General features: G+C 55.0%; 24 protein-coding genes. 13 read left to right on the top strand and 11 right to left on the bottom strand.

Annotated elements, in window-relative coordinates; all coding sequences use genetic code 11:
• The first annotated feature begins 295 nt into the window (after positions 1-295).
• Positions 296-4,834 (top strand): glycosyltransferase, encoded by a 4,539-nt coding sequence (locus AC2FLA_RS05990; RefSeq protein WP_496721258.1) that lies wholly within the window; start codon positions 296-298, stop codon positions 4,832-4,834.
• A gap of 319 nt (positions 4,835-5,153) precedes the next feature.
• Here AC2FLA_RS05990 and AC2FLA_RS05985 read toward each other — a convergent pair whose 3' ends face one another.
• The gene (locus tag AC2FLA_RS05985; RefSeq protein ID WP_496721257.1) at positions 5,154-5,807 is read right to left on the bottom strand and encodes a class I SAM-dependent methyltransferase; all 654 of its coding nucleotides are present in this window, start codon (positions 5,805-5,807) and stop codon (positions 5,154-5,156) included.
• Positions 5,808-6,504: 697 nt separating this feature from the next.
• Between AC2FLA_RS05985 and AC2FLA_RS05980 the strand changes: the two genes are divergently transcribed.
• A complete protein-coding gene (locus AC2FLA_RS05980) occupies positions 6,505-7,047 on the top strand; it encodes a CmcI family methyltransferase (RefSeq protein ID WP_496721256.1) in 543 nt (180 codons plus the stop codon).
• Between the two features lie 104 nt (positions 7,048-7,151).
• On the opposite strand, the gene AC2FLA_RS05975 is transcribed toward AC2FLA_RS05980, so the two are convergent.
• Positions 7,152-7,697, bottom strand: a complete 546-nt coding sequence (locus tag AC2FLA_RS05975; RefSeq protein WP_496721255.1) for a hypothetical protein — start codon at positions 7,695-7,697, stop codon at positions 7,152-7,154.
• Here AC2FLA_RS05975 and AC2FLA_RS05970 point away from each other — a divergent pair.
• The 8 genes from AC2FLA_RS05970 to AC2FLA_RS05935 all read left to right on the top strand — a co-directional run bounded on the left by AC2FLA_RS05970 (position 7,680) and on the right by AC2FLA_RS05935 (position 15,660).
• The gene (locus AC2FLA_RS05970) at positions 7,680-10,556 is read left to right on the top strand and encodes a class I SAM-dependent methyltransferase (protein ID WP_496721254.1); all 2,877 of its coding nucleotides are present in this window, start codon (positions 7,680-7,682) and stop codon (positions 10,554-10,556) included. The two genes, AC2FLA_RS05975 and AC2FLA_RS05970, sit on opposite strands and share 18 nt — an antisense overlap.
• Positions 10,557-11,000: 444 nt before the next feature.
• Complete coding sequence (locus tag AC2FLA_RS05965; protein WP_496721253.1) at positions 11,001-11,162, top strand: hypothetical protein; 162 nt, start codon at positions 11,001-11,003, stop codon at positions 11,160-11,162.
• A gap of 128 nt (positions 11,163-11,290) precedes the next feature.
• Positions 11,291-11,725, top strand: coding sequence for a hypothetical protein (locus tag AC2FLA_RS05960; protein WP_496721252.1), 435 nt, complete (start codon positions 11,291-11,293; stop codon positions 11,723-11,725).
• Entirely contained in the window at positions 11,722-12,387 is a 666-nt protein-coding gene (locus AC2FLA_RS05955; protein ID WP_496721250.1) for a MotA/TolQ/ExbB proton channel family protein, read from the top strand. The genes AC2FLA_RS05960 and AC2FLA_RS05955 overlap by 4 nt, the downstream gene beginning before the upstream one ends.
• Positions 12,388-12,412: 25 nt before the next feature.
• Positions 12,413-12,745, top strand: a complete 333-nt coding sequence (locus tag AC2FLA_RS05950) for an ExbD/TolR family protein (RefSeq protein WP_496721249.1) — start codon at positions 12,413-12,415, stop codon at positions 12,743-12,745.
• On the top strand, positions 12,742-13,122 hold the full coding sequence (locus AC2FLA_RS05945) for an ExbD/TolR family protein (RefSeq protein WP_496721247.1): 381 nt from the start codon (positions 12,742-12,744) through the stop codon (positions 13,120-13,122). Before AC2FLA_RS05950 ends, AC2FLA_RS05945 begins: the two co-directional genes overlap by 4 nt.
• On the top strand, positions 13,119-14,255 hold the full coding sequence (locus AC2FLA_RS05940; RefSeq protein ID WP_496721245.1) for an energy transducer TonB family protein: 1,137 nt from the start codon (positions 13,119-13,121) through the stop codon (positions 14,253-14,255). Before AC2FLA_RS05945 ends, AC2FLA_RS05940 begins: the two co-directional genes overlap by 4 nt.
• A 379-nt stretch (positions 14,256-14,634) precedes the next feature.
• Positions 14,635-15,660, top strand: coding sequence for a porin (locus tag AC2FLA_RS05935; RefSeq protein ID WP_496721243.1), 1,026 nt, complete (start codon positions 14,635-14,637; stop codon positions 15,658-15,660).
• Between the two features lie 61 nt (positions 15,661-15,721).
• Here AC2FLA_RS05935 and AC2FLA_RS05930 read toward each other — a convergent pair whose 3' ends face one another.
• From AC2FLA_RS05930 to AC2FLA_RS05910, 5 genes are read right to left on the bottom strand one after another with little or no spacing between them, the layout of a single operon-like run.
• Positions 15,722-16,264: a DUF3833 family protein gene (locus tag AC2FLA_RS05930; RefSeq protein ID WP_496721241.1), complete on the bottom strand. Its 543-nt coding sequence runs from the start codon at positions 16,262-16,264 to the stop codon at positions 15,722-15,724.
• Entirely contained in the window at positions 16,261-16,878 is a 618-nt protein-coding gene (locus AC2FLA_RS05925; RefSeq protein ID WP_496721239.1) for a DUF3833 domain-containing protein, read from the bottom strand. The genes AC2FLA_RS05930 and AC2FLA_RS05925 overlap by 4 nt, the downstream gene beginning before the upstream one ends.
• Positions 16,875-18,098: an MFS transporter gene (locus AC2FLA_RS05920; protein ID WP_496721237.1), complete on the bottom strand. Its 1,224-nt coding sequence runs from the start codon at positions 18,096-18,098 to the stop codon at positions 16,875-16,877. Before AC2FLA_RS05920 ends, AC2FLA_RS05925 begins: the two co-directional genes overlap by 4 nt.
• A complete protein-coding gene (locus AC2FLA_RS05915) occupies positions 18,098-18,643 on the bottom strand; it encodes a hypothetical protein (protein ID WP_496721235.1) in 546 nt (181 codons plus the stop codon). Before AC2FLA_RS05915 ends, AC2FLA_RS05920 begins: the two co-directional genes overlap by 1 nt.
• Positions 18,597-19,928: an NAD(P)/FAD-dependent oxidoreductase gene (locus tag AC2FLA_RS05910; protein ID WP_496721233.1), complete on the bottom strand. Its 1,332-nt coding sequence runs from the start codon at positions 19,926-19,928 to the stop codon at positions 18,597-18,599. The genes AC2FLA_RS05915 and AC2FLA_RS05910 overlap by 47 nt, the downstream gene beginning before the upstream one ends.
• 227 nt (positions 19,929-20,155) lie before the next feature.
• On the opposite strand from AC2FLA_RS05910, the gene AC2FLA_RS05905 reads away from it, so the two are divergent.
• Positions 20,156-20,881, top strand: a complete 726-nt coding sequence (locus AC2FLA_RS05905; protein WP_109313690.1) for an SDR family NAD(P)-dependent oxidoreductase — start codon at positions 20,156-20,158, stop codon at positions 20,879-20,881.
• 16 nt (positions 20,882-20,897) lie between these two features.
• Here AC2FLA_RS05905 and AC2FLA_RS05900 read toward each other — a convergent pair whose 3' ends face one another.
• On the bottom strand, positions 20,898-22,550 hold the full coding sequence (locus AC2FLA_RS05900) for a DUF6504 family protein (RefSeq protein ID WP_496721230.1): 1,653 nt from the start codon (positions 22,548-22,550) through the stop codon (positions 20,898-20,900).
• Between the two features lie 169 nt (positions 22,551-22,719).
• Between AC2FLA_RS05900 and AC2FLA_RS05895 the strand changes: the two genes are divergently transcribed.
• Positions 22,720-23,718, top strand: a complete 999-nt coding sequence (locus AC2FLA_RS05895) for a formylglycine-generating enzyme family protein (RefSeq protein WP_496721228.1) — start codon at positions 22,720-22,722, stop codon at positions 23,716-23,718.
• 42 nt (positions 23,719-23,760) lie between these two features.
• On the opposite strand, the gene AC2FLA_RS05890 is transcribed toward AC2FLA_RS05895, so the two are convergent.
• Positions 23,761-24,045: an I78 family peptidase inhibitor gene (locus tag AC2FLA_RS05890; RefSeq protein WP_496721226.1), complete on the bottom strand. Its 285-nt coding sequence runs from the start codon at positions 24,043-24,045 to the stop codon at positions 23,761-23,763.
• 130 nt (positions 24,046-24,175) lie between these two features.
• Between AC2FLA_RS05890 and AC2FLA_RS05885 the strand changes: the two genes are divergently transcribed.
• A complete protein-coding gene (locus tag AC2FLA_RS05885) occupies positions 24,176-25,288 on the top strand; it encodes an S-(hydroxymethyl)glutathione dehydrogenase/class III alcohol dehydrogenase (protein ID WP_496721224.1) in 1,113 nt (370 codons plus the stop codon).
• Positions 25,289-25,364: 76 nt separating this feature from the next.
• On the opposite strand, the gene AC2FLA_RS05880 is transcribed toward AC2FLA_RS05885, so the two are convergent.
• Together AC2FLA_RS05880 and AC2FLA_RS05875 are read right to left on the bottom strand one after the other, a co-directional pair.
• Complete coding sequence (locus tag AC2FLA_RS05880) at positions 25,365-26,303, bottom strand: DMT family transporter (RefSeq protein WP_108859980.1); 939 nt, start codon at positions 26,301-26,303, stop codon at positions 25,365-25,367.
• Between the two features lie 147 nt (positions 26,304-26,450).
• Complete coding sequence (locus tag AC2FLA_RS05875) at positions 26,451-26,864, bottom strand: group III truncated hemoglobin (RefSeq protein WP_496721221.1); 414 nt, start codon at positions 26,862-26,864, stop codon at positions 26,451-26,453.
• Between the last annotated feature and the right edge of the window lie 20 nt (positions 26,865-26,884).

Below are 26,884 nucleotides of genomic sequence, written 5' to 3'. Positions count from 1 at the left end.
TGAATCTAATCCCCGCAACACGGCCCGATCAGTTGCTCCAAGCCACTCAGCAACAGTTCTGCCAACGCCCGCCAGCAGGCAACACATTGCCTCCGTTTTTTTTCGAACTTGGTTACGATTTAAACTGGTCATCCAACTGCAATGGGCTTTAAATGCGGCAAAGGTAGGCGCACCAATGCTTGACGTTCGAATAGTAAGCAACGCACGAATAGCTGGAATTCAAACTGAAATGCATAGATGCAGGTCGTCGTACTTAAGCAAGCCAAAAATAACAAACTAAGCCGGACGAGGCGTCTTGAATTTTCTCAATCATAAAATCACTTTTCCGAGTTCCGTTCCCGAAGCTTCTGGGTGTGAACACGGCCCATTTTTAATGTGGCTTACCCGGGCGATGAAGCCAAAGCGCATCGTCGAGCTTGGAAATTCCGGTTATTTTTACTTCGCAATTTGCGAGGCGGCCCGTGAATCGAACCTTGCCACGGAGTGCTTTGCCATCAACACATGGGGCGAGGACGCTGGTAAGATTTTCGAGGAAAATCAAAAATACGCCTCCTTCAGCCGTTTACTGGGCAAGACCATTGAAGGCGCGCTAGAAGATTTTGAAGATGGCAGTGTGGATTTGCTTCATTTTGGCGGGCGACACTCGTACGAAGTTATCAGGCACAGTCTTGAAGTTTGGGCTCCGAAGCTTTCGTCGTCTGCAATGATCCTGATTCACGGAACAGAAGATCCCGGTCTGGACGCTGGAAGCAATCGTTTCTGGCCCGAAATCAGCGATGGTCGGGCTTCATTGAACTTCACACATGGTGGCGGCTTGGGCGTCCTTTTTTGGGGCACTGAAGCCGCAGAAGGACTGACCGATCTTCGTGAAACCGCAATAAATGAAGCGAAAAACGATTCAATATTATCGCTGTTTGCCTCGATCGACAGCCTCATGACTGCGGACCGAAAACTTGATGAAGCAAGTGAGAAACTTACCCGTCTAGACGAAGAGATGGCCTCGCGTGACACGGAAAACCGCATGTTGCGCAGACAGAACCATTCATTGCAGGTTTCTCACAATCACCTTCAAAATAATCGAGATGCTCTGCATCAAGGATTGATAGACGCACGAAAAAATCCGTTGAAACAGTTCAAGCGAAAAGTGGTATCACGTTTGCTGTATTCGTTGTCGAAAAAGGATGTGATTTTTTCGCAGCGTCGCCGCGACAGATTTTTAAACTCTGCTCGAAAACGTGATCCAAGACGGATCGAGATCGAAGTAAGTCAATCTCATCACTGCCGTAGAATCAAAAAGACTATTCACGAAAACTGGGATTTTGAGGAAGAAGCGAAATTCCTGAACAGATTGCGGGAAACAGTACCTTCGGTCGCCGAGATGACCGTTTCCGTGATAATGCCGACATATAACCGCGCCAAACTGATAACCACTGCGATCAATTCTGTGCTGGACCAAAGTCATGCGAATTGGGAACTGATCATTGTTGACGACGGCGGCGATGACAATACGTCAGAAATCGTTGAGTCTATAAACGACAGCAGAATTCGTTATGTCAAAAAGCTTGTACGCGGTGGTGTTTCAGCAGCACGGAATACAGGGCTTGAACACGTTCGAAACGATTGGGTGTTCTTTCTCGACTCGGACAACGTCTGGCGTTCGGAATACTTGGAGACCATGCTGCGCTTTCTGCGCAAGCATGATCTGAAATCGGCATATTGCGGCATCTCACTGCACGAAGGGGAAGAATCCCCGGTTCGTTACCTATACCAGAACTTTAGCCTGACGACGTGCATCAAGGGTAACTATATCGACCAAAACGCGTTTTGCATGCACCGTATGTATGCGAAGCTTAGATATGATGAGTCCATTCGCAGGTTGGTCGATTGGGATTTCATTCTTAGGGTGGCCTCGAAAACGCCGATACTTGGTGCCCCGTACATAGGAGTGGACTACAGCAACGACTCACGCACGGATAGAATTTCAAAAAGTGAGTATGCGCACAACACGGATTACGAAAACCTGGCCCGTGGTATTCAGCGCTCAGCGATTCAGCGTTTGTATGAAGTTCGTAGAAATACTGAGAGCGACAAGCAAGGGCGTATCGCGGTCGTGTTTCACGTGCACGACCCGGAGTACATTGATGAATTTTTGGGTCAGCTGTTGAATATCCCGGAACCATTCGATCTGATCGTGACCACATCACTGCAGGAAGGCAGTCAGGGAATTGCTCGGATCAAATCCCAGCATCCAGACTCAGTTATCCAATACTATCCGGAAGTTGGCCAAGATATCGGCCCGTTCCTGGACATAATTCCAACACTGCTCAACTACGATCTGGTTTGCAAGCTTCACACCAAGCGCGACGTAGATCCCTGGGGCAGCGCCTGGCGGGATACCATGAGGGATGGCATACTTGCTTCTGAGGAACTGGTACGTTCAATCCTGTCATCCTTCGATGACCCGTCGGTTCAAGCGGTGGGACCCAAGGAAACCTACAAGATGTGGGAAACCGCAACTATGGGTCAAACGACAAGGTTGTTGCAGGAACTGATCGGGGGCCTGAAGATTTCCGATAACGTCTCGCAGCCTTGGGGGTTTTTTGCTGGGTCCATGTTCTGGGTTCGACCGAGCCTTCTGGCCGAGATTTCGGGGTACCTGTTCGAAACACCTGTATTCCACGATCACGCCGCAAATAACGGTCAAGTAGAGCTGGCGCTGGAAAGGGCAATCGGCTTGTCGTTTATGTCTGGTCCGGCGTCAAAAGTTGGCTTGGTGGATTCCGACAACCGCCGGGTCAAAATTGCGAATGTCACCGCTGGTAGCTTAGAGCCTATGCACGAAACACTAGACCGTATCGCCGAGGGCATGGGGATGTTTCTGCCTATCGAAGAGCACAGCAAAGCTGCACAGATCTCGATCAAGATTCCCGCACCAGAGCAAAAAAAACAACAATGGGGAGATTACCACTACGCCGAGGCACTAGCAAAATCCTGTCGTCAACTTGGCAGCGAAGTTTCGATCGACTTCCTAGAGGAGTGGGGAAACAAGCGCACAGGCGATGACGTAAACCTTTGCATTCGAGGGTTAAGCCGATTTGAGCCGTCCCCTGACCAGTTGAATGTCCTTTGGGTAATAAGCCATCCTGATCAGGTCTCGTTCGAAGAGATGGAACAATACGATCTCGTTTATGTGGCATCTCTTAGTTACGCGAACTTCCTGCGACCCATTGTTCGGACAACTGTCAAACCATTACTTCAGGCAACGGATACAGATCGGTTCAGCGATTCGGTCAAAGCTGCAACCAATGGTTCCAATGTCCTGTTCGTTGGAAACTCGCGCAACGAATACAGACCGATCGTGCGTTGGGCGGTAGAAGCAGGCATCGATGTCAGTGTTTACGGGACGCTTTGGGATCAATTCCTACCAGCCGACATGATCAAGGGCGAAAACATAAGCAACGCGGAACTGCCGTCATTCTACAAAGGCGCCGCGGTGGTCTTGAACGATCATTGGCAATCCATGCGGGAATTCGGTTTTATTTCCAACCGTATCTTTGATGTTTTGGCTTGCGGCGGGCAGCTGATCTCGGACGAAATTCCTGCGGTATCCTATACGCTGGGGTCTGGCATTCGGCAGGTCACAGGCCCCGAAGACCTTAAAGAAGCAGTTTCTAAACCGGCGACGAATACTAATGAACTTTCGGAACTGGTTAGGAACGATTACAGTTTCGACAAGCGTGCCCAAGTCATTCTTGGTGATGTGTCCACTTTGCGGCAACATTCTTATGTGCGCAATCCAGCGCCGGCTGTTCTGCGAAAGCGTATGCTCAAGGTAAGCGGTATTATCCGGCAGGACGGCGCCTATCCTCAAAGCAGTGCCTTTATCCGGCTGTATTGCCCGTTGACGAGCGAAAGCGCTTTTGAAGAGGTTGAATTCGACCTCATCCCTGCACGTGAGGCGGAAGCGGCTGGCGATGTTGCCATCGTTCAACGTACCGCGTTCGACACTGAGCAGCAGGCCGACGACTTTATCCGTTCGTGCAAATCGTCGGGCACGCGGCTGATAATGGACAACGATGATGATTTTCGATTGATCGACGAACGCCACCCAGAATTTGAGTTCTACCAGCCAAAGGTAGCGGCCTTTGAAACGGTGATGAACGCCGCTGAGCAGGTTTGGGTTTCGACGGTTATTTTGAGGCAGCGTTACGAAGAGTTCAATCCTACCGTATTGGAAAACTGCATCGACCCAAGGCTCTGGCGAAACTATCGGAGCAACTTTGCGTTGGGAACGGGACCGTTGAGACTTGTCTATGCGGGGACACGTACGCACGAGTCCGATTTTGCGCTGATTTTTGGCGCGTTAGATTCGTTGGCTTCGCGCTACGATTTTTCTCTCACGTTGATTGGAGTGACCTCCAACGCCCCCCAGCGTCCTTGGCTGAATGTTGTATCGCCGGATTCGTCACAGGGTTCTTACCCGCGTTTTGTTCGCTGGCTGCGAGAGCAGGGACAATTCGCCATTGGGTTGGCTCCGCTGGAAGACAGCGCGTTCAATTCCGCAAAGTCCGATCTGAAATTGCTGGACTACGGTGCGCTAGGGATTGCGCCGGTGGTATCGAATGTCGTGTCTTATCGCTCGACGATCGAAGCTCATGGATGCGGAGTTCTAGTCAAAAACACACAGTCAGGTTGGGTCAACGCGCTAAGTGACCTTTTTGAAGATCGAGCAAAACTCGAATCTATACGGGATTCCGCACTGAACTATTGCTACAATGAACGCAGTGTTGAACGGCTATATGATAAACAGCGAAGTGCTCTGTTTGAAACTTAGAAGTATTGCACAAGATTGACTTAGGCTGCGCAAAAATTCGACGTAACTCGCTTACGGGACAGTTCTTCGAAATACAGCCATACGTTTGCCTATGTTTTGAACACCAAGACATTGGAGCACGAATAAGGCCAAAGAAAAATTGCGCCATTTTAGCGACGGCGCAACGCCTTATGCACATATGAACGCGCTTTTGATAACGCATATTTCAAAACTATCTGAACTGACTCCGATAATCATGTCAAATCGGAGCTTCGCTTCAGTCACAATCCAAGCGGGAATAATCTTAGAGCGGATTCCAGGTAACCAGGAGCAACTGACGCTATGCCCGGCCAAAAATCTTTGAGAGAAGTTTTGGGTTATCTTGCGATTGCAGTTGTTTCTGCGGCTTAGACGCCTGTAGTAGAAGATCGTCTTTCTTCAGTGGGAATACTGATGAGCCGGTGAACCCGTTGCGCTCTCTTTCCGGTATGTTGGCTTGGTCCAGTTCCCCGACCGTAGCATAATTGAGCATCGAGTAGGTTGACGGAATTTTAAAGATCATGCCCAAATTCCGGTGAACATCAGCCGATCCAAACCGCCGTACGTGATCATTTTGCCCAAACCAGGCAATGGCATCCTCTTTGCTGATTTCACCTAGGTCTTCGGCAGATGTCCCGCCCATGAACGGCACGCACACGAAATGTACTCCATCAGGCTTTAGGGCTCGGTGAAGATGAAAAAGGACCGCCGTAACATTACACGGTATGTGCTCCATCACATGTGAATGAATAATCAAATCGTAATGGTTCGACGGGAGGTCTGCGGCATCCTCGCACAGGTCGAATTTTCGCACAGAACAGAAGGGAAAATTCTTGGGTTCGATGTCAACGGGATCGTAATCGACGTTTTCGCGACCCAGTATATCAGCAAGCGATTTTTCCGGTGCCAAATGCAACACGCGCATACCGGGGCGAGGAAGTTCGTATTTGTCCATAAGGAGTTTAACGAACCGTGTTCGCTCCAGTGAATTACACTGCCCACACCGGACCCCTTTTCTGGACCCCATGTCTCTCCAGTCTTCCGAACCGCAACAGTTGCACTTCATTGGATGCTTATTCCCCAAATTAATTTTTCGCGTTCATACTTTTCTTTGCCCGAAGGGTGAACACCTTCGCGATCAAGTTCAAGATAAATTGGCGGACCCGCTCGCAAACGCCAAACAACAAGGCGGGAGAGCCACATCTACCTTGGTCTAGTTGTGAACTTTCGAACAGTGTCGCACATAATTGGCACATGGATGAAAATCACCGGAAGGTCAAGCAGGTATGGGGCTGGAACGACTTGGCGGTCCCAGACTTTCAGCAGCCCAAATTCTCGAAACCAACGCAAACCATGGTCTTGCTTCGTTCAGAGATTCGCAATCCCAGACGATCAGCACAAAATCTGGTGACAACGGTCTAAGCAAGGTCGCTCTCATTTGCACTATCCAAAATTTCGGCCCAGCTTGTTGATAGCCGCCGGAAACTGGCTTAGTCGCTGTCAGAAGATGCAAAGCGGAGCACGAAGAAATGTCCACAGGTTCTCTTCACCGGTACTTTTTGAACAACGCCAATAAACGCCTACACAAATGGGTCCACTATTTCGACATTTACGAGCGCCACTTGGAGCGTTTCAGAAACAAGTCGCCTGTCATGCTGGAAATTGGTGTCTTTGGAGGCGGGTCCTTACAGATGTGGAAGGAATATCTTGGGCCAGGGTGCAAGATTATTGGAATCGACATCAACCCGGAATGCAAAGAGCACGAAGATACGGACATCGAAATTTTCATTGGTAGTCAGGACGATCCCGAACTTATTGAAGAGATCCTGAACAAGTACCCTGAAATTGACGTTGTTCTCGACGATGGGAGCCACAAGATGCCGCACATGATCGCGTCGTTTGAACTGCTTTATCATCGTCTGACCAAAAATGGTTGTTATATCGTAGAAGATACACACACATGCTACTGGCCCGAGTATCAAGGCGGCTTGTGCGTAGAAGGCAGCTTTATGGAATTCGTCAAATCAAAACTTGACGAAATAAATGCAGTCCATACGCGTGGTGCGCTTCCGCAGACTGAATTCACCCGATCGACGGACTACATTGCCTGCTATGACAGCGTTGTCGCCTTCGAGCGGAGACCTCAGGGCCACCGTCAAGCCCCGATTACTGGCCCGATGAACGGCATCGAGTGATCCAGCCGCGCCTGGCCTGTACAGGCTCGAGCTTTACGGGCTTGCTTCGAATCTGATCGGTTCGCCGCCGCCCTTTGTGTTTCTGCACCGGCATCAATAGTGCATCAGTTGATGGGCTGCGGAAACCAGCGCATCCGTGTCGAACTTCCCGCCGGATCAGAATCGGGCGGCCCGTTTTCTGATTTTCCAGAACGCGAACTTGCAGACGGATTCCCGCCAAGCTGGCGATCCGGTTCGCCCGTCGAACTGGCCAGGCATGTTTCCTGAGGAGGATGAATGGCGGACATATTTTGACAGGGAAATTCAATGGCGTTTGGTCCGCAAAACCGTTGCAGAAATATAGAGATCGAACAGAGCATCCTATTCATCCACCCGATATCATTAATCAATTTGATATTCGAGGCAGAAATCCACCTTGAAAATCTAATCGCAGCGGAAACTTGGGATCCCCGTATTGAAACCGCATTGAACGCCACTGAACGCATACGGTTGGACTCTGCAAATAAGGCAAAACCTGTATCCGCGAAGAACAGGCTGTGGAATTTCGGATGACACAGTTGTTTTTGCTCCACAGCTAGAATAACGAGGCGTCGTAAATTGTCATGAACAAAGCGAAAGTCAGTAGAAATCTTATGAAATTTCTTGGTCAAGCAGCGTCAATGCCTTCGTATGTTCCAATTACAGCCTGGCTCCGTCACGGGCACTTCGCCTCTTGGTTGGTCAAGGCTATGCGCCCGTCGACGATTGTCGAACTTGGCTCCCATCATGGGTTTTCCTATTTTTCGTTCTGCCAGGCTGTGAAAGAAAATGACCTGCCGACACGCTGCTTTGCAATCGACACCTGGCAGGGCGACGAACACGCAGGATTTTACGGTGACGAAGTATTTGAAGCGGTTGAGGTGGAGAACGCGAAATATCACGACTTTAGCACGCTGCTTAGAAAGACCTTCGTCGAAGCGCTAGATGATATCCAAGATGGAACTGTCGATCTTTTACATGTCGATGGCCGGCATCGCTACTCAGATGTTAAGGAGGATTTTGAAAGCTGGATTCCGAAGCTGTCTAAGAATGCGATTGTCTTGTTTCACGACACGGAAGTTCGACGTGACGACTTCGGAGTAATCGAGTATTGGGCTGAGCTCGAGAGCCAATACGAGACAATAAATTTTCCGTTCCAACACGGGCTTGGAGTTTTGTTTTTTGGCGGCGATGCAACACCGGAAATTGCCAAGCTCAGGCAGTTAGCGTCTTCTGAGGTTGGACGTGATGCCATCTACGCCCTGTTCTACGCTCAGAGCAACGATCTTTCATGGAGAAGTAAGCTAGAAAAGCTGGAAAGCCAATTTGCTGCCAGTTCAAAAGCCATCAAAGAACTCCAGACGGAGTTTGCAAAACAAACCAATACGGTAAGCAACGAATATACTAAAGACTTGGAGGCAGCTTGGGATGTTATGGCTCGTCTGGCCACCGGAAGCCGCGAACTCCGGGAAAATCTCGCTTCCGCACGATCGCGCCCTTCGAAACTGTTGAAAGACCGCCTACGCTATAGTGTTCTCAAGAGGTTGACCAAAAGCCGATTGCCGTTACACGCCAAAACACGTCAGCGTATTTGGAATAGCATGGCGAAACGAGATCCGAAACGCAGTTTGAATGGCGAACTTGCCGCGCTTGAAACTCACGTCGTTCACAACCGGAATGCATTTGTTCGGCCAGAGAGACGGCTAAAAATTTCGGCTGCCTATTCCGCCGCATTGGATGCAATTTTGACCGAGCGTCGCGTTGGCTTTGCTCGCACTCTGGATAAATTTGCCAAACTGAGCAACGAGATCGAAACTGCAGGCCATAGCGAAGCATCTTCGATGCTTCCCAGCTTTTTGGCCAACTCTGGCAGTAAATCCCGAAATGGACCAGTAGTTCAGCCGTCGAATTTCGTCAGGAGCCCTAAGGCCCCGGAAGGGTTGGTTGTTTACACTTCCTTGTTTGGGAACTACGACCAACTACCGCCTGTGTGCACGGAACTCGACGGCATAGACTTTATTTGCTTCACCGACCAAGATATCTCTGCGCCTGGGTGGACTATAGAACGCCGAGAGCCGTCGCACACAAGCTCCAACCTTGCGGCTAAGTATTTCAAGCTAATGCCACACAAGGTTTTTCCCGATCGGGAATACTCATTGTTTGTGGATGCGAACACCCTCTTCAAGGGGCGCTTGGACACTTTTGTAGCCAGATGGCTGCAGGCGCATGACTTTGTCATGTGGAGGAATCCAAACCGGGATGATATCGTCGATGAGGCCGAAGCGATCATCCTGATGAAAAAAGATGATCCAGAAACTATCAGCCGCCAAATGGCAAAGTATGAAGCGGAGGGTTTTCCACGCAATGCCGGCCTTTACGAATGCTCCTTTATCTGGCGCAAGCACCATAGCTCCGAAATCAAAGACTTGATGGAAGCTTGGTGGCAGGAAGTATCCACGCAGTCTTGCCGCGACCAGATCAGTTTTTATCACTTGGTACACAAAAAAGGGCCGAAGCCGCTTGCCCTGCCCAATTCTCTGGGAGACTCCCACAATAACGTGTTGTTTTCCCAAGTGCCGCACCAACCGCGCGTTCAAAGAAAGCTGACGAAACCGAAGCAGCGGCCAAAGGTGGCATTTCTGTTTGATGAAGAAAGCCGCTCATTTGGGTCTACATTTATGCGATCCAATCAGTTGGCAGCGCTGCTGAAAGAACAGTTGCAGGATACGGTTGACGTTTCATGCACGACCAACCTTGCCTCAGTGGAGGATAGTTTTGTCGTGGTTGGAAAGCACCTTATGGACCGGATCAGTGACAGCCGGATACACGATCTTAGAATGCGAAACGTGGCGATTGCAGCTGACCCTGTAGACGCTGTGGCATCGCCTGAGAAAGCATCGCATTATGATATGATCATCGCGGCATCGCTTAAGGGTCTTGAGAACATCAGAGGCACCTCTCCTTCGACGCCCAGCTACCTGTTGACACACCATGCAGATCCCAGAATTGACGTCGCCGCAGCACCGGAAGACAAGTTGAGGATTGGGTGTTTCGGCGAGCTGGTAAATACGGTTGGTAGCGAAACCCTCGGGCACCTCGTTGACTATAACCAGATAACGACAAACAAACTGGAAGACAGCTGGTTAACCAAATTGGCCAACTACAACGCTCACTTTGCGGTCCGAAACGTTCGCAAAATCGATGGCTTCAAGCCGTTCACGAAAGGGTTTGTTGCCGCAAAATGCGGTGCCGTCATCCTTTGCGAGCGCAACGTCGGCGACAACCAGTTTTATCTGGGCGACGATTATCCGTATTATGTACCCAGCAGCGAGCTGGACGAGATTGAGCGTTTCCTTTTCGACCTAAACGACGATTTTGGGTCTGCTTCGTGGAAGTATGCCATGGAAATAATGGAGTCAGTTCGCCGCCGCTCGTCCGCAGAGTGGATTGCACAGGAATTCCGCGCGATACTGTCGGAAGCGTGGGGTTAAGGCCCTGTGATTTGACGATTTGGCAAATTCGGTTTGTGGTGGACCGGTGCCGCGTCGATGGGGCATGAACAATAGCTCCATTATGATTTATGAAGGTGCTATGCTTAGATTCACTTGATGGATAAATTGGCGACCAGGGTAGATTGGGGTGAATTTCAATCTATCATTAGCTTGCATCAAAATTTCCAAATTTTCGTCGTAATAAATCGATATCTTTTTTGGTGGAATTACATTCAAACCCGATGTGGCTTGCTTGCCCTTCCGTTTCATGGCCATGGTCAGTCTTCTTTGTTGCAATAAACTCTATCAAAGAAGCGGCGTCAAACTAGACAGGCACAATCTTCCTAGCCTTGTCGACAATGGGTCGCGTAGCGTTATCCGTATTTTCCCGGTCAGATCAGTTTTGGTGAAACTAGCGGATCGGTGCATGAGTGGGAACTCAGAATGGTCGGCAGTTCGATCTACCCGACGAACCAGGAAGACTGGCCTGTTTATACACAGATTTCTGAAAGCCGAAGCATTGTGATTTCAGCCGAACACGGTATGAAATCAATCGCCCTTGAGTGGCAGATCGCCTGCGCGCTTGCGACCGCGCGGGAACGCTGATGTGATCCCTAATCACAAACCCAAAGAGTCCCCCTTTCGCCAACCCCTTGCATTGACTATGTGTAGCTGAACGCCAGCGGAGCGTCGCCGGCCCTTGATGTCTGCCTTGAACAATCGGGAGCGCGCCAATGTTCTTTCTCCGTCCGGCACTTGCCGCATTTTGTGTATGTGCATTGCCTGCAGTTGCGATAGCGCAGTCCGAGGTGGCCGCTTCGGAAGGTCTGCAAATTGAGCTGAATACGGTTCAGGATGTCGAAAACGCCTGCCGACTGACCTTTGTCGTGGAAAACCAAACTGGGACAGCCATTGACGAAGCCAGTTTTGAGACAGTGATCTTTGATGCCTTCGGCAGCGTGGTCAGACTTTCTCTATTCAACTTCCGCGACTTACCTACGGAACGACCACGTGTGCGCCAATTCGATTTGCCGGGCATGGCCTGCAGCTCGGTCGGAAAAGCCCTGATCAACGGCACAAACACATGCAAGGTGGCCGGGGCGGACAGTTCGATATGTGAAGACGGGCTGAAACTGCAAAGCCGAACAGATGTGGAGTTGATTGGATGAGCCCCTTTGATGCATTGCGCGAAATCCTTGATCTGGGCGGGCCAGTTGTTGCGATCCTGATCGCGATGTCGGTGGTGACCGTTGCGGTCACACTTTACAAACTCTGGCAATTCGCAGCATCCGGGGTCGGGCGTCACCGGGTGTTGTCCGAGGCGTTGGCTGCCTGGGATGCAGGCGATCCGCAAACCGCCCACGCCCGTCTGGACAAAAGCCGCAGCTACCTTGCCCCCCTGGTACGGGTCGCGATGAATGCCTCAGATACGCCGGGTCTGGACCAACGGCTGGATGCCGAGGCCGGTTTGGCGCTTGCCGGGCTTGAACGCGGCTTCCGATTGCTGGACACCGTGGCGCAGCTTGCGCCGCTGCTGGGTCTGTTTGGCACGGTCCTGGGGATGATTGAGGCGTTTCGCAGCCTGCAATCCGCCGGGTCGTCTGTCGACCCATCCCTGCTTGCCGGAGGTATCTGGGTTGCCCTGCTGACAACGGCTGTGGGGCTTGCCGTGGCGATGCCGACCTCGATGCTATTGTCCTGGTTCGAAAGTCGCACGGCGCTCGAACGGGTCTTTGCGGACAAGGCGCTGCGCACAATTCTGGTGCCGGGGCAGGCCGTTCCACAGGCCGACGATGTGCGGGCTGTGGCGACCGCCCCCGGACATGCGTAACACCGCACCCTTCGTACGGCGTCCCATGTCGATGACTCCGCTCATCGACGTGATTTTCCTGCTGTTGCTGTTCTTCATGTTGACCTCGACCTTTTCCAAATATGGCGAGATCGAGCTGAGCAACGCGGTGGGCGGCAGCGCGACTTCGGCGACAACGACCGAGCGGTTGTTCCTGCAGTTGGGGTCAGAGCGGCTGGTGCTGAACGGGCAAACGGTCTCTCTCATTGATCTGGAAACGCAATTGGAGGCCGGGCAGGTTCTGGTCAGTTTGGACCCGGATACAACGGCGCAGCGCGTCATCGACGTTCTGGTCCGGCTGCGCGGGCGTGACGGGTTAAGCGTTCTGGTGCTGGAATGATCAAGTACAGGCGCCCCAAACGCAGACGCGACTCGACGATTGCCCTGATCAACGTCGTTTTCCTGATGCTGATCTTTTTCCTGCTCACCGGCACGCTGGCTCCGCCGCTTGATCCGGATCTCGAGCTGGTGAATACGGCAGACCTTGAAGGGCGCGAGCCTCCCGATGCGCTGCTCCTGCACGCCGACGGCACGCTGAGCTATCGTGGAATTCCAACCGACCCCGAAACGCATATGCGTGGCCAAGGGGCCGAGGAGGCCGTGCGCATCGTCCCCGACCGAAACGCACCGGGCCCGCGTCTGATCGAGGTGACCGGCGCGCTACGCCGTCTGGGCGCGTCTTCCGTCTTTGTTGTGACCGAGAAGGCGCTGGAATGATCCGCCGGTCGGTTATGATTGCGGCGGCAGCCATTCTGGTGTCGCTGTTTTTGCACGTGATGGGGTTAAGTGTGACCGGGCAGCGGCTTGCAGAAGACGCGCCAGGCGGCCAAGCACCTGAAGCAATTGAGCTAAGCACGACATTCGAGGATCTTGCCGAGGTTGTCGCCGAACCGATTGAACCCGAACCGGCCGAGGCACCAGAGCCACCGGTTGAAAGGCTGCCTGAGGAACCGGAAATCCCGGTCAGTGAGGCACTTGTGGCGTCTGAAAACCCGCAAGAGGTTTACGCGCCTGATATCGGCGAAGCCGAAGTGGTTCAGCCGACTGCCACGGAACCGGTTGAGCCTGATGTGGCAGAGACCGAAAACACATCCGAAAGCGATGCCGCCGCCAGCGAAGATGTCAACGAAACCCCGCCGGTTGAGGCGGAAACAGCAACCGATGTGCCCGAAGGAATCCCCGAGGCAGTCGCGGTCGAGCCAGAGGTCGCGACCGAAGTCCAGCCCGTAACGCCCCAACCGCAAGAGCTGGCGACGCTGCCGGTCACCCCGTCGCCCGAGGCCGCGATCCCTGTTGTCCCATTGGAGTCCGAGGCGATTGAGCCGGATAATCCGGTTGATCCAACCGACCGGGAAGCAAATGAAGACGTGACGGAACTGGCCGTGGCGTCTTCGATCCGGCCGCAGCGCCCCGACCGGCAACCAACGCCGGAACGGCGGGGCACCCTGAACGGCGCGCGCGACTTCAGCGAGTTGCAGTTTCCGTCAGAGGTGGTTGAATCGCCCCTTTACGCCTATCGGCGGGAAGGGTTGGATGCCTTCACGTCTGGCAGTAGTGGCAGCCGTTCGGGCGGGCGTGGCCCCGGCAATTCGGACACTACCAATTATGCGGGTGAGGTCTTGGTCCACCTGAACCGCGCACCCCCGGTATTTGTTGCTGCCCGGGGATTCGCCAAGGTGTTTTTCGAAATCAATCCCGATGGCACGCTGGCCTGGGTCGATGTCATCGACAGTTCAGGGTCGTCCGATGTTGACCGGGCCGCAAGGGCGCAAGTACAGGCGGCTTCGCCCTTTCCGCTGCCGCCAGGTGGGGTCAGCCGCAAGCTGTCTTTCTTCTACACCAGCAATTGATTGGTGGGTTTCATCATCCGATTTACCCATCACAGAACCCGTTTTGAGCGGGATTTTGCCCGAATCTGCCCATTTTCGGAAGGTGGGGTCAGACCCCGGGAAGTCTCAATTGCATACATGTACGTTTTTTGGCATTTAAAGGGGCATCGTCGCATTTCTTTGATCAACTTTTTGTAACGAAACACTGCTGATCGCGAAACATACGTAAATACTCAGGAAATTGGGTTTCGTGCGGTATTCTGCATTTGCAAAGATGCAACAAATACCAACCTTGCCCAGAATGAAATGCAGCGAAACCATTGCGCACGCTCGGAATTTGTCCGAGTAGGCCAGCAGTCGCTATAGCGACTGCACTCCTCTCAAAACTTGTGGGTTTACCATGAAAAATCTTCTCATTGCATCGACGGCTCTGATTGCAACTGCAAGCGTTGCAGCGGCCGACGTTAAATTCAGCGGCTACGGTCGTTTTGGTATTGGCTACCAAGAAGATCGCACCGGCACTGTTAACAACTTTACCACGGACGCAAACGGCGACATCGTCGCTGATGGCACCGCGAACGTCGACACCGACAACACCATCCTGGTCTCGCGTTTCCGCCTGAACATCGACGGCACCGCAGAAACCGATGGCGGCGTTGAGTTCCAGGCACGTGTGCGTCTGCAGGCTGATGATGATTCCGGCAACGGCGAACAGAACAGCGCGGGCCTGAACGGCGCACGCTTCTCGGTCATCTACGGTGGTCTGCGTGTTGACGCGGGCAACGTTGCAGGTTCCTTTGACAACCTGGCAAACTACTTCGGTAACGAACCGGGCCTGGAAGAGTTTCTGGGTCAGTATTCGGGCGTGAACTACAGCTTCCTGGAGTACACCTCGACCGGTTCAGGCGCGAATGCTGTGTTCTTCCAGTACGCAGTTGGCGATTTCGCATTCGGCGCGTCATATGACCAGGCAACGATTGCTTTTGACGGTGTTGCGCAGGACGCAGACCGCTGGGACATCAGCGCAACTTACACCTTCAACAACATCACCGCTGCACTGGCCTATGGTCAGACCAAGGCGAACGTGAATAGCGCGAGCGAAAAGCAGTCGCTGACCGTTCTGACCCTGGGCGCAGAATTCGGTGACTTCTCGGGTACTCTGTTTGTTGCGGACGATGACGTTGTTGATGACGCCGAGAACGGCACCGCATACGGTCTGTCGCTGGCATACGACCTCGGCGCTGCAACCACCCTGCAGTTTGCTTACGGTGACGGTTCCGCTGACAACGATACCCGTAATATCGGTATTGGCGCCATCTACGACCTGGGCGGCGGTGCATCGCTGCGTGGTGGTATCGGCGAAATCAAAACGGGTGACGAAGACGGGCGCATCCGCGCTGACTTCGGTGCTCAGTTCAACTTCTAAGTTGAGCTGAACTACAAAGTTTAAGGGCAGATCTCCGGACCTGCCCTTTTCTTTTGCTAGCTTATTTCTTCTCAAAGAACAGGATAACCTCGCCCAGCCGGACGCCATATCGCGAGACATAGGCTCGGTTCAGCAGACGGTCATCGTCCAGCATCCACATCCAGTCGTCAAAGTTGACCCGCATGGTGCCCTCTTTGACCGGCAGGTCGATCTTGTATGTCCAGTTGAACGTGTCGCCGCGTTCGACCCCGGTAGCGGTGCCCAGAACGCCGGGGGCGGTGCCAGTCCAGGTGTCCGCGCCCGTTTTGGTCAGCGTCCAGACACGCTGCTCGGTGGCGCCGTCATCATAGACGAAATCCTCAACCAGGGTCAGGATTTCACCATCCCACGTTCCGTCGATATCCACCGTAAAGCGGCGCGGGATATTGCCCAGAACATCTTGAAATTGGCCATAGGCGACGGTCTTGCCCTCAAAAAACTCTTCAAGGTTCAATTGCCGATCAGATAGAAAGGTCTTGGGAGTGCGCGGTTTGGCTGAACAGGCAGTCAGAACGGCCAGTCCGGCGACTGCCAGGCCCGCAACAAGGACCCGACGCGAGATCATTGCAGCGGCCTTTGTTCTGCGTCCGCATCATAGCCGTTTGAACTGGGGACATGTGCGGATTTAACCTCGGGCGCGGGGCGCATCGTGGCAATCAGCTCTGCGACCTTGATGCCGAACTTGCGCATCTCGGACCGGTTCATGATTACACCGTTTTCGGTCAGGTACATCCAGTCGGTGACGTCCAAAGTGTGCCCTCCGGCATCCTCAGGAAGAATAATGCGGTAGGTAAGTTTGACAGTTGATCCTGAAATTGTTCCATGACCTTCACCGACGATGTCATCCGCCGTGGCGATGAACGTATTGCCGGTGCCCAGCGTCAGATACCATTTACGTGTCATCTGTTTGCCATTGGAATAGGTGAAATGCTCGGACAACGTGCCGGTGTTGCCATCCCAGTTCCCAACCATACGGGCGACAAAGCTGTTCGACATCTTGCCGTTCGGCCCATAGATCAGCCCCTCGGACAGGATCTCTCCGTTCAGTACCTCTTTCATTTTGAATGCAGGCCCAGTGCCGTTGTAGTCGGCCGGTGTTTGCGACCGGAAGCTCAGGAACCGGTTCTTGGCAATAAACAAAGCGAGAGCGGCGAACAGTAAAACAACAAGCGTTTTCATTTGGCTGAGACCTCCGTGGGCAACGTCAGGACCATGCCAAACGCGCCAAGTTTCAGGATGCAGGGTAGTACCGCATAAGCCAGATTGAGTGTTTCCAGGGCTTGGGCGGAATTTGATTGGCCAGGTGAAAAGCCGCTGCGTTCCAGCAGGGGCAATGTAAAGAAAGCGGCAAGCGCGAGGCTCAGCTTGCCCGCAAAGGACCAGATGCCGAACGCGGCTGAGGCGTTCAGGCCGGCGCGGGTCAAAACGACCGAGAACATGGCCGGCAGGACCACCATATCGGCCCCAAGTGCCGCACCCGAGGCAAGGCAGATCAGAGCAAAGCCCAAAAGCTCACCCGCCGGCAACATCGCAGCACCTATGAAGCTGGCAATAGACAGCGGCATAGCAATGATTAGGGTCTGTTTTGGACCAATGCGATTGCTGAGCTTGGCCCAAAGCGGAACGCTGGCCCCCGCGCTGAGGAAAAACAGGATCAACAAGGGACCCGCCTTGCCCGGCAATTGCAGCCTGTCTTCGACGAAGAACAGAAACAGGGTTGAGGTGATGGCTACCGGCAAACTGTTTACCAACGCCAGCGCCAATAGTCGCAATGCCCCGGCCTGACCCAGCCCTGCGAAAGACAGGCCCTCGCCAGTAATCGGCGTGCGCCGCCACATTGGAAATGTCAGCGCGATGGTTACGATCGACAGGACGCCCAGAAACAGCCCAAAGGCGGGATATCCCTGCGCGCCGGCCCCTAAAGCGACGAACAGTGCAGGCGCGCTCGCGGCAATGACAACCCCCGCCAATTGTCCACCTTCACGGAAGGCTGCCAGTGTCATCAGCTCTTTTGCGTCTGGTGTTTTGGCCAGGGTTGCGCTGCGCCCGTAAAGCAGGATGGTCCCGAGGCTGTAGGCCGAGAACAGCAGGATCAGGATCAGGATCAGCGATGTCACGCTTGCGCCCTGTGGCAAGGCAAAGAGAAGCGGAAAGCCGACCGCCAGCCCAACAGCGGCCATGGCGGCGAACGCCAACTGACTCTTCGGCCATCGGTCAATCGCCCAGCCTATCAGCGGGTCTTGCACAAGATCCACAAGTCGGATCAACAGCAGTACCGTTCCAATCACCCCAAGGCTAATCCCAAGGTTAACCGCAGCAAAACGCGGCAGGTGGATATAGAGGGGAATACCCGCCGCTGCGAGCATCAGCGCATAGAGGCTGACCCGGGGATACAGCATCACTGGCCCTTCAATTGCCGCGTAAAGCTTGCGGATCTGGTATTGTCTCCCAGAAAGATCGTCATGAATGTCTTTTTGACGCCTGGCCCGGACAGGGTGCAGGTTTTGCGCCCGTTCCGCCAGAAACCAACCTTGTTCGGCCCTTCCGAGATGGCCAGATAGCTGTCGCCTTTGCTGACAGCCTGAAAGCACTGCTCGAGCTGGGCTTGTGTCGGCCCGCTGTTTCCTTGCCGTGTCATCTCATCCAGCGTGGATTCGACCAGAGTCTTCTGCTTGAGGTTCTTGCGGTAGGTCAGCTGCAATCCGAAATCATCGCTCCAACTGAACGGGGCACCGCCTGGCGTGAACAGCTTTGCGTCATAGATCGGCAGGCCAAGGTAACGGAACGTGGCGGACCCGCGCAGTTCGGCGTTCGGCAATTCGTTCGACACGGTTGACGCTTCCAGCCCCACTGGGGCCAGCAAGGTCAGCGACAGCAGAGCGACGCACCAGACCGAGCTATTCGGCCGCGACAGGGATGACCGGGTCATTTTTGGCAATGCCATTGTCAGCTCCGATGGTTTGCGGGGTGCCATTCAACTGCGCGACAACATGCATCGCGCTGGCAATCCCGTCTTCGTGAAAACCATGCCGGTTATATGCACCGGCAAACCACGTTTTGTTCTGTCCCTGCATGTCGCGAATTTGCCCCTGGGCCTTCATTGCGGCTTGATCGAAAACCGGATGGGCGAATTCGACTTCGTCATAGATTTTGTCTGCGGGAATATCCGCCGCAACATTGAGCGTTACAAACATCGGATCATTGTCCGGAATGTTCTGCAACCGGTTCATCCAGTAGGTAACGCCGACATTTCCGGCCTGCGAACGATAGGTCCAGCTGGACCAGCAGGCCCGTCTTTTGGGCATCTGACCGGGATCGCAATGCAAAACAGCCTTGTTGGGCTGGTATTTGATCGCGCTAAGGGCAGCAATTTCTTCGGGTGTGGCGTTGTCGCCCAGAATGGCCAGCGACTGGTCGGAATGGGTGGCAAGGATGATCTCATCATAAAGGTCAGCCTGGCCTTCGCTGAGTACGGTCACGCCCAGTTCATCTCTCTGAACATGCTGCACGGGGGAGGCGACGCGGATTTCGCAACCGCGGGCGCGCAATGCAGCCTCGATCCGGCGGACATATTCAATGCTACCACCTTTGACCGTCCACCACTGATGCTGCTTTGACCGATCACCGGCCAGCAAGGCATGGTTTTGGAAGAACTGCACCAGCGAACGTGCGGGAAAGCGGTCAATGAATTCGACGGGGGTAGACCAGATCGCCCCGCACATGGGCATCAGATAGTTGTGGCGGAACCAGTGGCCCAAACGTAGTTCGTCGATCAGTTCGCCAATCGTAGTGTCATTGTTCTTGGCAGCTTCCGGGGCTTCTTTGCCAAAGCGCAGGATGTCCGAAATCATCTTGTAATAGGCCGGACGCATCAGGTTGCGTTTTTGCGCTGTCAGGGTGCGCAGATTGTTCAATCCGTATTCGAGGCGACCATTGTCGATCGTGGCGCCAAAGCTCATCTCGCTTTTGATCACGGGAACGTTCAATTCATCGAACAGTTTGGTCAGGTTGGGGTAGGTGGAATAGTTGAACACGATAAAACCGGTGTCGACCGGTTGATCACCGTTTTTACCAGCCATGACCGTTCGGGCATGGCCGCCCAGTCTTGGCTCGGCCTCATAGACCGTTACATCATTGTCTTCGGATAGATAGTAAGCTGCGGATAGGCCTGATATTCCTGCACCTACAATTGCGATTTTCTTGCGTGCGCCCCTTGGTTCGTCGAACATGTGATCCCCTTAGTTCGGCAATTTAAAAGGATTACGCATCAGATGCGGGTACGGATCAATCACGTTGGACTTTTTTGAACGTGCGTTACATCGTGATGTCTTGCCTGGTTTTTTTAGCGTTAACTTGATCCAGCTTTGTTGCCGATCCGTAAAATCCTTAAATTGTCTGAAACAACACGAAACCAATGTCCGGGCCATATGTACCCGACAGTCCGGATGGCCCAAGCATGAGCAGTTTTGACGGAAAAACTTATTGGATCGTTGGCGCCAGTGAGGGGCTTGGCCGATCTTTGGCCCAGGCGCTAAGCCGACAGGGGGCAAAACTGATCCTCTCGGCGCGCAATGCGGCGCGATTGGCCGAGATTTGCAAAACCCTTCCGAACGCGCGGGCGGTGCCGTTTGATGTGACCGATCTGGCGGCTGTGCGCCGGGCCGTTGCAGATGTCGGCGTGGTGGATGGGCTGGTCTACAATGCCGGTGCCTACGAGCCTATGAAATCGGCCGATTGGGATACCGAAGCTGTTCTGTCCATGACAGACGTGAACTACCTTGGCGCGCTGCGCGTGTTGGGTGAGACGGTGCCAGGGTTTCTACGGGCCGGACAGGGCGACATTACCCTGATCGGGTCTTTGTCTGGCTATCGCGGGCTTCCGGCTGCTGTCGGATACGCGGCCAGCAAGGCGGCGCTTGTCTCATTGGCTGAAACGATGCGATTTGATCTGGCCGGCACGGGGGTAACTGTTCGGATCGTCAATCCGGGCTTCATTAAGACCCGCTTGACCGAAAAGAACACGTTCAAGATGCCGATGCTGATGACACCCGAGGACGCGGCGGACCGGGTGGTCAGGGCGATGTCGCGCCGCCGGTTCCGCACCGATTTCCCGGCACCGTTCTCTTGGGTGATCCGTTTGCTGGACTATTTGCCGGATTGGCTGATCTATCGCGGAAAATAGACTCTAATCAAGTTTTCTAACCAAACTGCCCCTGACAGAACCAGCCCGCCGACATGGTGCCACCATGGCCGTAAAACAGCCACAGCCGCTCGCCCTGTTCGGTTACCACCACCCAGTAGTCTCGCACGCCGCTGCGCCAGTTGGGGTCATCCAGCCACCATTCCGGCGCGATCCGTTCCGGGCCGGTGGCTTGCGCCAACTGCCAGTCACGCCCGCGCCAGCGAAAGGCACTAGGCACGTCCGGGGCTTCGGCGGCCATCACCGGCTCGGGCTGCCACATCTGCAAGGGGCGCGGGCGCGGTGGGGCGGGCCAGTCGCGCGCGGGGTCAGACCATGCTGCCGCCAAAGTCTGTGCCGTTTTTTCGGGGATATGCGACGCGGCCGGATGGCGGCGTGTGATCACCTCCAGCCCGACCCGCGCGCCCAGTTTGCCGATCAGATCATCTACGGCTGTATTGCCCTCCAGCCGCGCGCGAGCTACGCGGCGCGCCTCGGCGTGACCGGCCACGGTGCGGGAGTGGATGGGCTCGGTCTGGATTGCCTCAAGCCGCAGCATGTCGATGCCATAGCCTGCGTCTATTTTGTCGATTTTCATCTCTAACAAAGGGCGAATGCGGTGTTTGTCATAGGTTGGACGGGCCAGACCAACCTCGATGATCTCGGCCGCCTGATCGGCGCGATGCGCCTCGAGCCGCAGGGTGCGGACGCCACGCGCCTTCTCTTCCAGCTTCGTGCACAGCGTGGGCAACACCCGGTCGATGGCGGCCATCACATCCTCGATCAACCCGATCGGGTTGGGCAGGGTCATCCGCACCGCAAAGTGATGCGGCGGACGCGCGGGGGATACCGGTTCGGGCGCGCTGCCCATCGCTTGGTCCAGTCTCATCACCAGCCCGCGCCCGAACCGTCGGGCGAGAGAAGCCCGGGGTTGGCCCAGCAGATCGCCGATCCGGCGCAGGCCCAGCCGGTTCAGTTGGGCCACGACCTGATCTTCCAGCCGCAGCGCCGCAATCGGCAGGGGGCTGAGCGCGCCATAGGATTGGCCCGGCGCCGCGATCCGCGCGCCACCGCCCAGGGCCATCACCTGCGGTGCAGCCCCGCCCTTGGTCCAATGCCGCCGCTTACCTGCCCGGGCACGGGTGGCGCGTGCCTCTTGGCTGATGGCGTCGCCGTTGCGGTCTGACGTGGCCTCTTGCCCCGCATAACGCGCCAGCGCCCAGGCCGCGCCCAACGTGTCGGCGATACCCATCTGAACGTTCAGCCCCATATCGGCGCAGTCAGTTTCAATGACGCTCAGCAGCGCCTCTTCCCCGCCAAACAGATGCGTGCAGCCTGACAGGTCGACGATCAGACCATCCGGGGCCTCTTCAGCCACCCATGGGCTGAACTTGCCGGCCCAGCGGCGCAGCGCGGTCAGAAACGCGGCCTCGGCCGGGGCGTTGCGGTGTCGCGTGATCAGGGCCGCGCACATGGCATGGGCATCACGCACGGGCTGCCCCGCACGCAGACCTGCGGCCTGCGCTTCTGCGTTCAGCGAGGTGATCACCTGCATGTTCGACTGTTCCGCAACGACGGCCAAAGGGCCAACATGCAGCCCCCGCGCGGCACGGATCAGCCGTTCAGCCCCCAGACGGGGGAACCACAGTGAGAGTATTCGGCGTTTTGGCATCGGCAGACATCAAATGTTCTTACTTTGTTCTTATCGCGGAATCACCTACTGAGTCGAGAGCGATTCAGCCGACAAAGGCGGTGATCAAGTTGCAATTCGCCCTATGGCGTGATTCAAATTTGCCAGCCAATGGGCGCAGTTCACCCCCGTTCAGGATTTTATAAAAGAGATGATTTTCTATCGTGTGGCACTTCTTTCCGTTTCATTGCTTGTGATCTGGGGAGCGCTATTTATCGCGAAGGTCGCGGCAGAAAGTGCCACGCCGACGAGGGGGCCTATCGGAAACCCGCTTGAGCGTTTTCAGGAATGTGAAGATTGCCCCGAAATGATCGTCATGCCACCCGGTTCATTCATGATGGGGGCCATCCCCGGTGAGTCCCGCAATCCATTCACGTTTTACGGCAAGGACGGCTATCTTGGCGTGCGTGGGCCAGATAAGATCAACATCATCCCCAGCGAACACCCTCGCCATCGGGTAAAGATGGATATTCTCTATGCGATTGGTCGCAATGAAGTTACGCATGCGGAATGGATGGCCTGCGTTGACGCCGGTGGGTGCTCACATGTGCCAGAGCACAGCGTGCAAACGCTATACGGCCAAGTGACCCTGGGCACTGACCACCCGGTGATTAATGTGTCGTATCTGGATGCGCTGGAATATACGGCGTGGTTGAACTCGCTGGTTGGCGAGGAGGTTTATCGTTTACCAACCGAGGCAGAATGGGAATACGCCGCCCGCGCCGGGACGGAAACTAGGTTCGCGCAAGGGGACGAACTGACTGCTGATCAGGCGAACTTTTCGAGAAGGGCGACAGAGCATCTGCGCGGGCGCGAAGCATCACTGCCTGCGCTCAAGAACCGACGAATTCCGGTTCCGGTTGGAGACCTCGACGCTGCCAATGCGTGGGGTGTTCGCCATATGGCTGGCAATGTTGATGAGATTACCCTGTCTTGCTGGACGGAAGAGCATTTAGGTTTGCCAACAAATAGTGCCTACCTGTCTCTCTCAAAACAGCAAAGCTCTTGCGAACGCGTGGTCGCCAAAGGCGGGGCGTTCAATTCCGCCATGGATGGGTTGCGTCCTGCGTCTCGTATACGCCCGACTTTGGATCGCAGGATACCTTACCTAGGTATTCGGGTTGTTCGCATCTTCGAAGCGGAGAAGTAACGAACTCCGTTCAGAGCTGATGAGGCACTGCCAAAATGTGTACTACCCGCAGGTCAGGCGTTGTATGATTCTGGCTCCGTTCACGAAAACATTTAGTCGGTCGATGCGATAATCCTGTGTGGCAATGTCATCAGGACCCAGAATACGCGACCGCTCGGGCAACTGGCCTTGAATGGTCGAAACCGGTTGGCCGATGGAATCGGAAAAATCGTCGCCCAGGCAAAAGGCCAGATCAACCGGCGCGTCCGTTGAGGCAGGTGTTTCCACAGGTGCAGTCGTTTCAGCACAGCCTGCCAGCAGGACCAGCGCGGGAATAAATCGGTGCATTGGCGTTTCTCCTTCTGACAATGTCGTTACTGCAATATCAAACAATTAGCCAACCTGCCACCAAAGCGCAGTTGAAAACACCCTGCAATTGACGCAGGGTCGGGGCAAATAAGACAGGGAGACAACGATCATGCGCACCCGTGCCGCCGTCGCCATTCAGGCGGGCAAACCTTTGGAAGTGATGGATGTGAACCTCGAAGGCCCCAAGGCGGGCGAGGTTCTGGTCGAAATCAAGGCCACCGGCCTCTGCCACACCGACGAATTCACCCGGTCGGGTGCTGACCCCGAAGGCCTGTTCCCGGCGATTCTGGGCCACGAGGGCGCGGGTGTGGTTGTCGATGTCGGTCCGGGCGTCACCAGCCTGAAACCGGGCGATCACGTGATCCCGCTCTACACGCCTGAATGTCGTGAGTGCGAATACTGTCTGCACCCCAAGACCAACCTGTGTCAGGCGATCCGCGAAACCCAAGGCCGGGGCCTGATGCCCGACGGAACCTCGCGGTTTACGACTTTGGATGGTGACCCGATCCTGCATTACATGGGCTGCTCGACCTTTGCCAACCACACGGTTCTGCCCGAGATCGCGCTGGCCAAAGTGCGCGAGGACGCGCCTTTCGACAAGATCTGCTACATCGGTTGTGGCGTGACCACCGGCATCGGTGCCGTCATCAACACCGCCAAGGTCGAGATTGGCAGCCGTGCCATCGTGTTCGGTCTGGGCGGCATCGGCCTGAACGTCATTCAAGGCCTACGTCTGGCCGGAGCGGACCAGATCGTCGGCGTCGACCTGAACCCGTCAAAGGTCGAAATGGCGACCAGGTTCGGCATGACCGATTTCGTCAACCCATCCGAGGTTGAGGGCGACTTGGTGCCCTATCTGGTGAACCTGACCAAAGGCGGCGCGGATTACACATTTGACGCCACCGGCAATGTCGGCGTGATGCGCACAGCACTGGAATCGGCGCACAAAGGCTGGGGTGAATCGATCATCATCGGCGTGGCACCTGCGGGGGCCGAAATCTCGACCCGCCCATTCCAGCTGGTCACTGGCCGCTCGTGGCGCGGCACCGCCTTTGGTGGCGCGCGGGGTCGGACCGATGTGCCCAAGATCGTCGACTGGTACATGGACGGCAAGATCGAGATCGACCCGATGATCACTCACACCATGGGTCTGGACGATATCAATCACGGCTTCGACCTGATGCATAAAGGCGAAAGCATTCGGTCGGTCGTCGTTTACTAAGACTCTAATACGAGACAATCCGCGTAATGCGGTTGAAAACGGCGCGCGGAATGGTGCGCCGTTTTTAATTTGACGTTTACTCCCCTGGCCGTGACGCCCCGGTATCCGACCGAGGTGACCGCACCCGCAGGACGGGCGTGTTGGCTGAGGTCGTGTTGGTTCTGCTTTCGCGCCACACCACGTAAACGCCGGATGCGATAATGACGCTTGCACCGACTGCAACCCAGACGTCCGGGCGTTCACCAAAGAAAGCCATGCCGAAAATCGTGGCCCAGATGATCTGGCTATACTGGCTTGGGGCAATAACTCCGGCAGGTGCCGCACGATAGGCCAGAATGATCAGATGCTGGGCGATGACCGAGAACACACCGACCAGCGCCATCATCGCAAGATGCAGCAGGGATGGTGGTTGGTACACGGCAGGCTGTGCAAGGCTCATCACCGCGATGGCCAACAGCATGGGGTACAGGATCAGCACGGCTGATCGTTCCTCATTCCCGATCTTGCGCACCAACACGGATGCAAAGGCGCTGCAGAACGCCGCCGTCAATGCAGCCAGATGGCCTAGGGTGATGTCGGTCGCCCCCGGACGAAGGACAATCAGGACACCGATCAGACCAACACCGACTGCGGCCCAGCGCTGGGCGCGGACTACCTCGCCAAGGATGGGAATCGACAGGACTGTCACGATCAGCGGGAAGGAAAATAGCAGCGAATAAACCTCGGCCAGCGGCAAAACCGAAAACGCATAGAACGCGCAGGACATCGCGGTGACCATCAGGCCAGATCGCAGCAACACCAGCCATGGGTGATGGGGCAGAAAGTTCCCGGTTGTCCGGTCGGTCAAAATCGTGACGGCCATCGGCACAAACGAGAACAGCGTGGCGAAAAAGATGATCTGCATCACCGAGTAGACGCCGCCAAGCGCTTTGATCAATGCATCATGGCTGGCAAAGACCGCAAAGCCCAAAAACGCATAGCCGAGTCCCCGGAGGGTGGAGTTCTGAGTGCTCATCTTTGTGGCCCCGGGTGATGTATCGGTGTTGTGACTGTGCCATCACACCGCAAGTGCGCGGGTGGCTTGCCTTTGAGTAAACCCATTTTGGCTGCGCGCATAGTCCTTAATTTAACGCTAACATTGCATGGCCGCTATGACGCGGGATCACCGCAGGATCGGGGGTGCGTCCTTGGGTTGACGCGCGGATTGAACACCGGCCTTCATTCCCACACCAATGCGGCGCGCCAGCGCGACCCACGGTGTTGCGGTTTCAGGGGGCAGCGTCTGCGTCGCGACCTCTTCGAACAGATCCAGCCAATGGGCGAAGAACTCGGGCTTTACGTCGGGACGTTCGATATGAACCCGCTGCGGATTGCCGTCATAGCTGCGCTCGAACAAAATCGCGTTGCGCCAAAAGGCGGCGATCTTTTCCTCATGGGCGGGCCAGTTGTGGACATGTTTGTTGAAGACCGGTCCCAGTGTCGCGTCCTCACGCACGCGGGCGTAAAAGGCGCGGACCTGCGCGTTGATCTGATCTGGCGTCGCGGGAAAGCGTGGGGGCAGGGTGGGTCTGGTCATTGGCGCGGTCCGGTTTCGAC

Source organism: Ruegeria sp. CDSA033 (assembly GCF_059612305.1).
Note: the sequence above shows the minus strand (reverse complement) of the source record. Positions and strands in the feature narration are given on the sequence as shown.

What these genes read in the sequence shown, in the direction of transcription:
- AC2FLA_RS05985 (WP_496721257.1), bottom strand. Translation starts at nt 5,807, where the DNA reads ATGGACAAATACGAACTTCCTCGCCCCGGTATGCGCGTGTTGCATTTG.
- AC2FLA_RS05980 (WP_496721256.1), top strand. Translation starts at nt 6,505, where the DNA reads ATGCTGGAAATTGGTGTCTTTGGAGGCGGGTCCTTACAGATGTGGAAG.
- AC2FLA_RS05970 (WP_496721254.1), top strand. Translation starts at nt 7,680, where the DNA reads ATGAAATTTCTTGGTCAAGCAGCGTCAATGCCTTCGTATGTTCCAATT.
- AC2FLA_RS05965 (WP_496721253.1), top strand. Translation starts at nt 11,001, where the DNA reads ATGGTCGGCAGTTCGATCTACCCGACGAACCAGGAAGACTGGCCTGTT.
- AC2FLA_RS05960 (WP_496721252.1), top strand. Translation starts at nt 11,291, where the DNA reads ATGTTCTTTCTCCGTCCGGCACTTGCCGCATTTTGTGTATGTGCATTG.
- AC2FLA_RS05955 (WP_496721250.1), top strand. Translation starts at nt 11,722, where the DNA reads ATGAGCCCCTTTGATGCATTGCGCGAAATCCTTGATCTGGGCGGGCCA.
- AC2FLA_RS05950 (WP_496721249.1), top strand. Translation starts at nt 12,413, where the DNA reads ATGTCGATGACTCCGCTCATCGACGTGATTTTCCTGCTGTTGCTGTTC.
- AC2FLA_RS05945 (WP_496721247.1), top strand. Translation starts at nt 12,742, where the DNA reads ATGATCAAGTACAGGCGCCCCAAACGCAGACGCGACTCGACGATTGCC.
- AC2FLA_RS05940 (WP_496721245.1), top strand. Translation starts at nt 13,119, where the DNA reads ATGATCCGCCGGTCGGTTATGATTGCGGCGGCAGCCATTCTGGTGTCG.
- AC2FLA_RS05935 (WP_496721243.1), top strand. Translation starts at nt 14,635, where the DNA reads ATGAAAAATCTTCTCATTGCATCGACGGCTCTGATTGCAACTGCAAGC.
- AC2FLA_RS05930 (WP_496721241.1), bottom strand. Translation starts at nt 16,264, where the DNA reads ATGATCTCGCGTCGGGTCCTTGTTGCGGGCCTGGCAGTCGCCGGACTG.
- AC2FLA_RS05925 (WP_496721239.1), bottom strand. Translation starts at nt 16,878, where the DNA reads ATGAAAACGCTTGTTGTTTTACTGTTCGCCGCTCTCGCTTTGTTTATT.
- AC2FLA_RS05920 (WP_496721237.1), bottom strand. Translation starts at nt 18,098, where the DNA reads ATGCTGTATCCCCGGGTCAGCCTCTATGCGCTGATGCTCGCAGCGGCG.
- AC2FLA_RS05915 (WP_496721235.1), bottom strand. Translation starts at nt 18,643, where the DNA reads ATGGCATTGCCAAAAATGACCCGGTCATCCCTGTCGCGGCCGAATAGC.
- AC2FLA_RS05910 (WP_496721233.1), bottom strand. Translation starts at nt 19,928, where the DNA reads ATGTTCGACGAACCAAGGGGCGCACGCAAGAAAATCGCAATTGTAGGT.
- AC2FLA_RS05905 (WP_109313690.1), top strand. Translation starts at nt 20,156, where the DNA reads ATGAGCAGTTTTGACGGAAAAACTTATTGGATCGTTGGCGCCAGTGAG.
- AC2FLA_RS05900 (WP_496721230.1), bottom strand. Translation starts at nt 22,550, where the DNA reads ATGCCAAAACGCCGAATACTCTCACTGTGGTTCCCCCGTCTGGGGGCT.
- AC2FLA_RS05895 (WP_496721228.1), top strand. Translation starts at nt 22,720, where the DNA reads ATGATTTTCTATCGTGTGGCACTTCTTTCCGTTTCATTGCTTGTGATC.
- AC2FLA_RS05890 (WP_496721226.1), bottom strand. Translation starts at nt 24,045, where the DNA reads ATGCACCGATTTATTCCCGCGCTGGTCCTGCTGGCAGGCTGTGCTGAA.
- AC2FLA_RS05885 (WP_496721224.1), top strand. Translation starts at nt 24,176, where the DNA reads ATGCGCACCCGTGCCGCCGTCGCCATTCAGGCGGGCAAACCTTTGGAA.
- AC2FLA_RS05880 (WP_108859980.1), bottom strand. Translation starts at nt 26,303, where the DNA reads ATGAGCACTCAGAACTCCACCCTCCGGGGACTCGGCTATGCGTTTTTG.
- AC2FLA_RS05875 (WP_496721221.1), bottom strand. Translation starts at nt 26,864, where the DNA reads ATGACCAGACCCACCCTGCCCCCACGCTTTCCCGCGACGCCAGATCAG.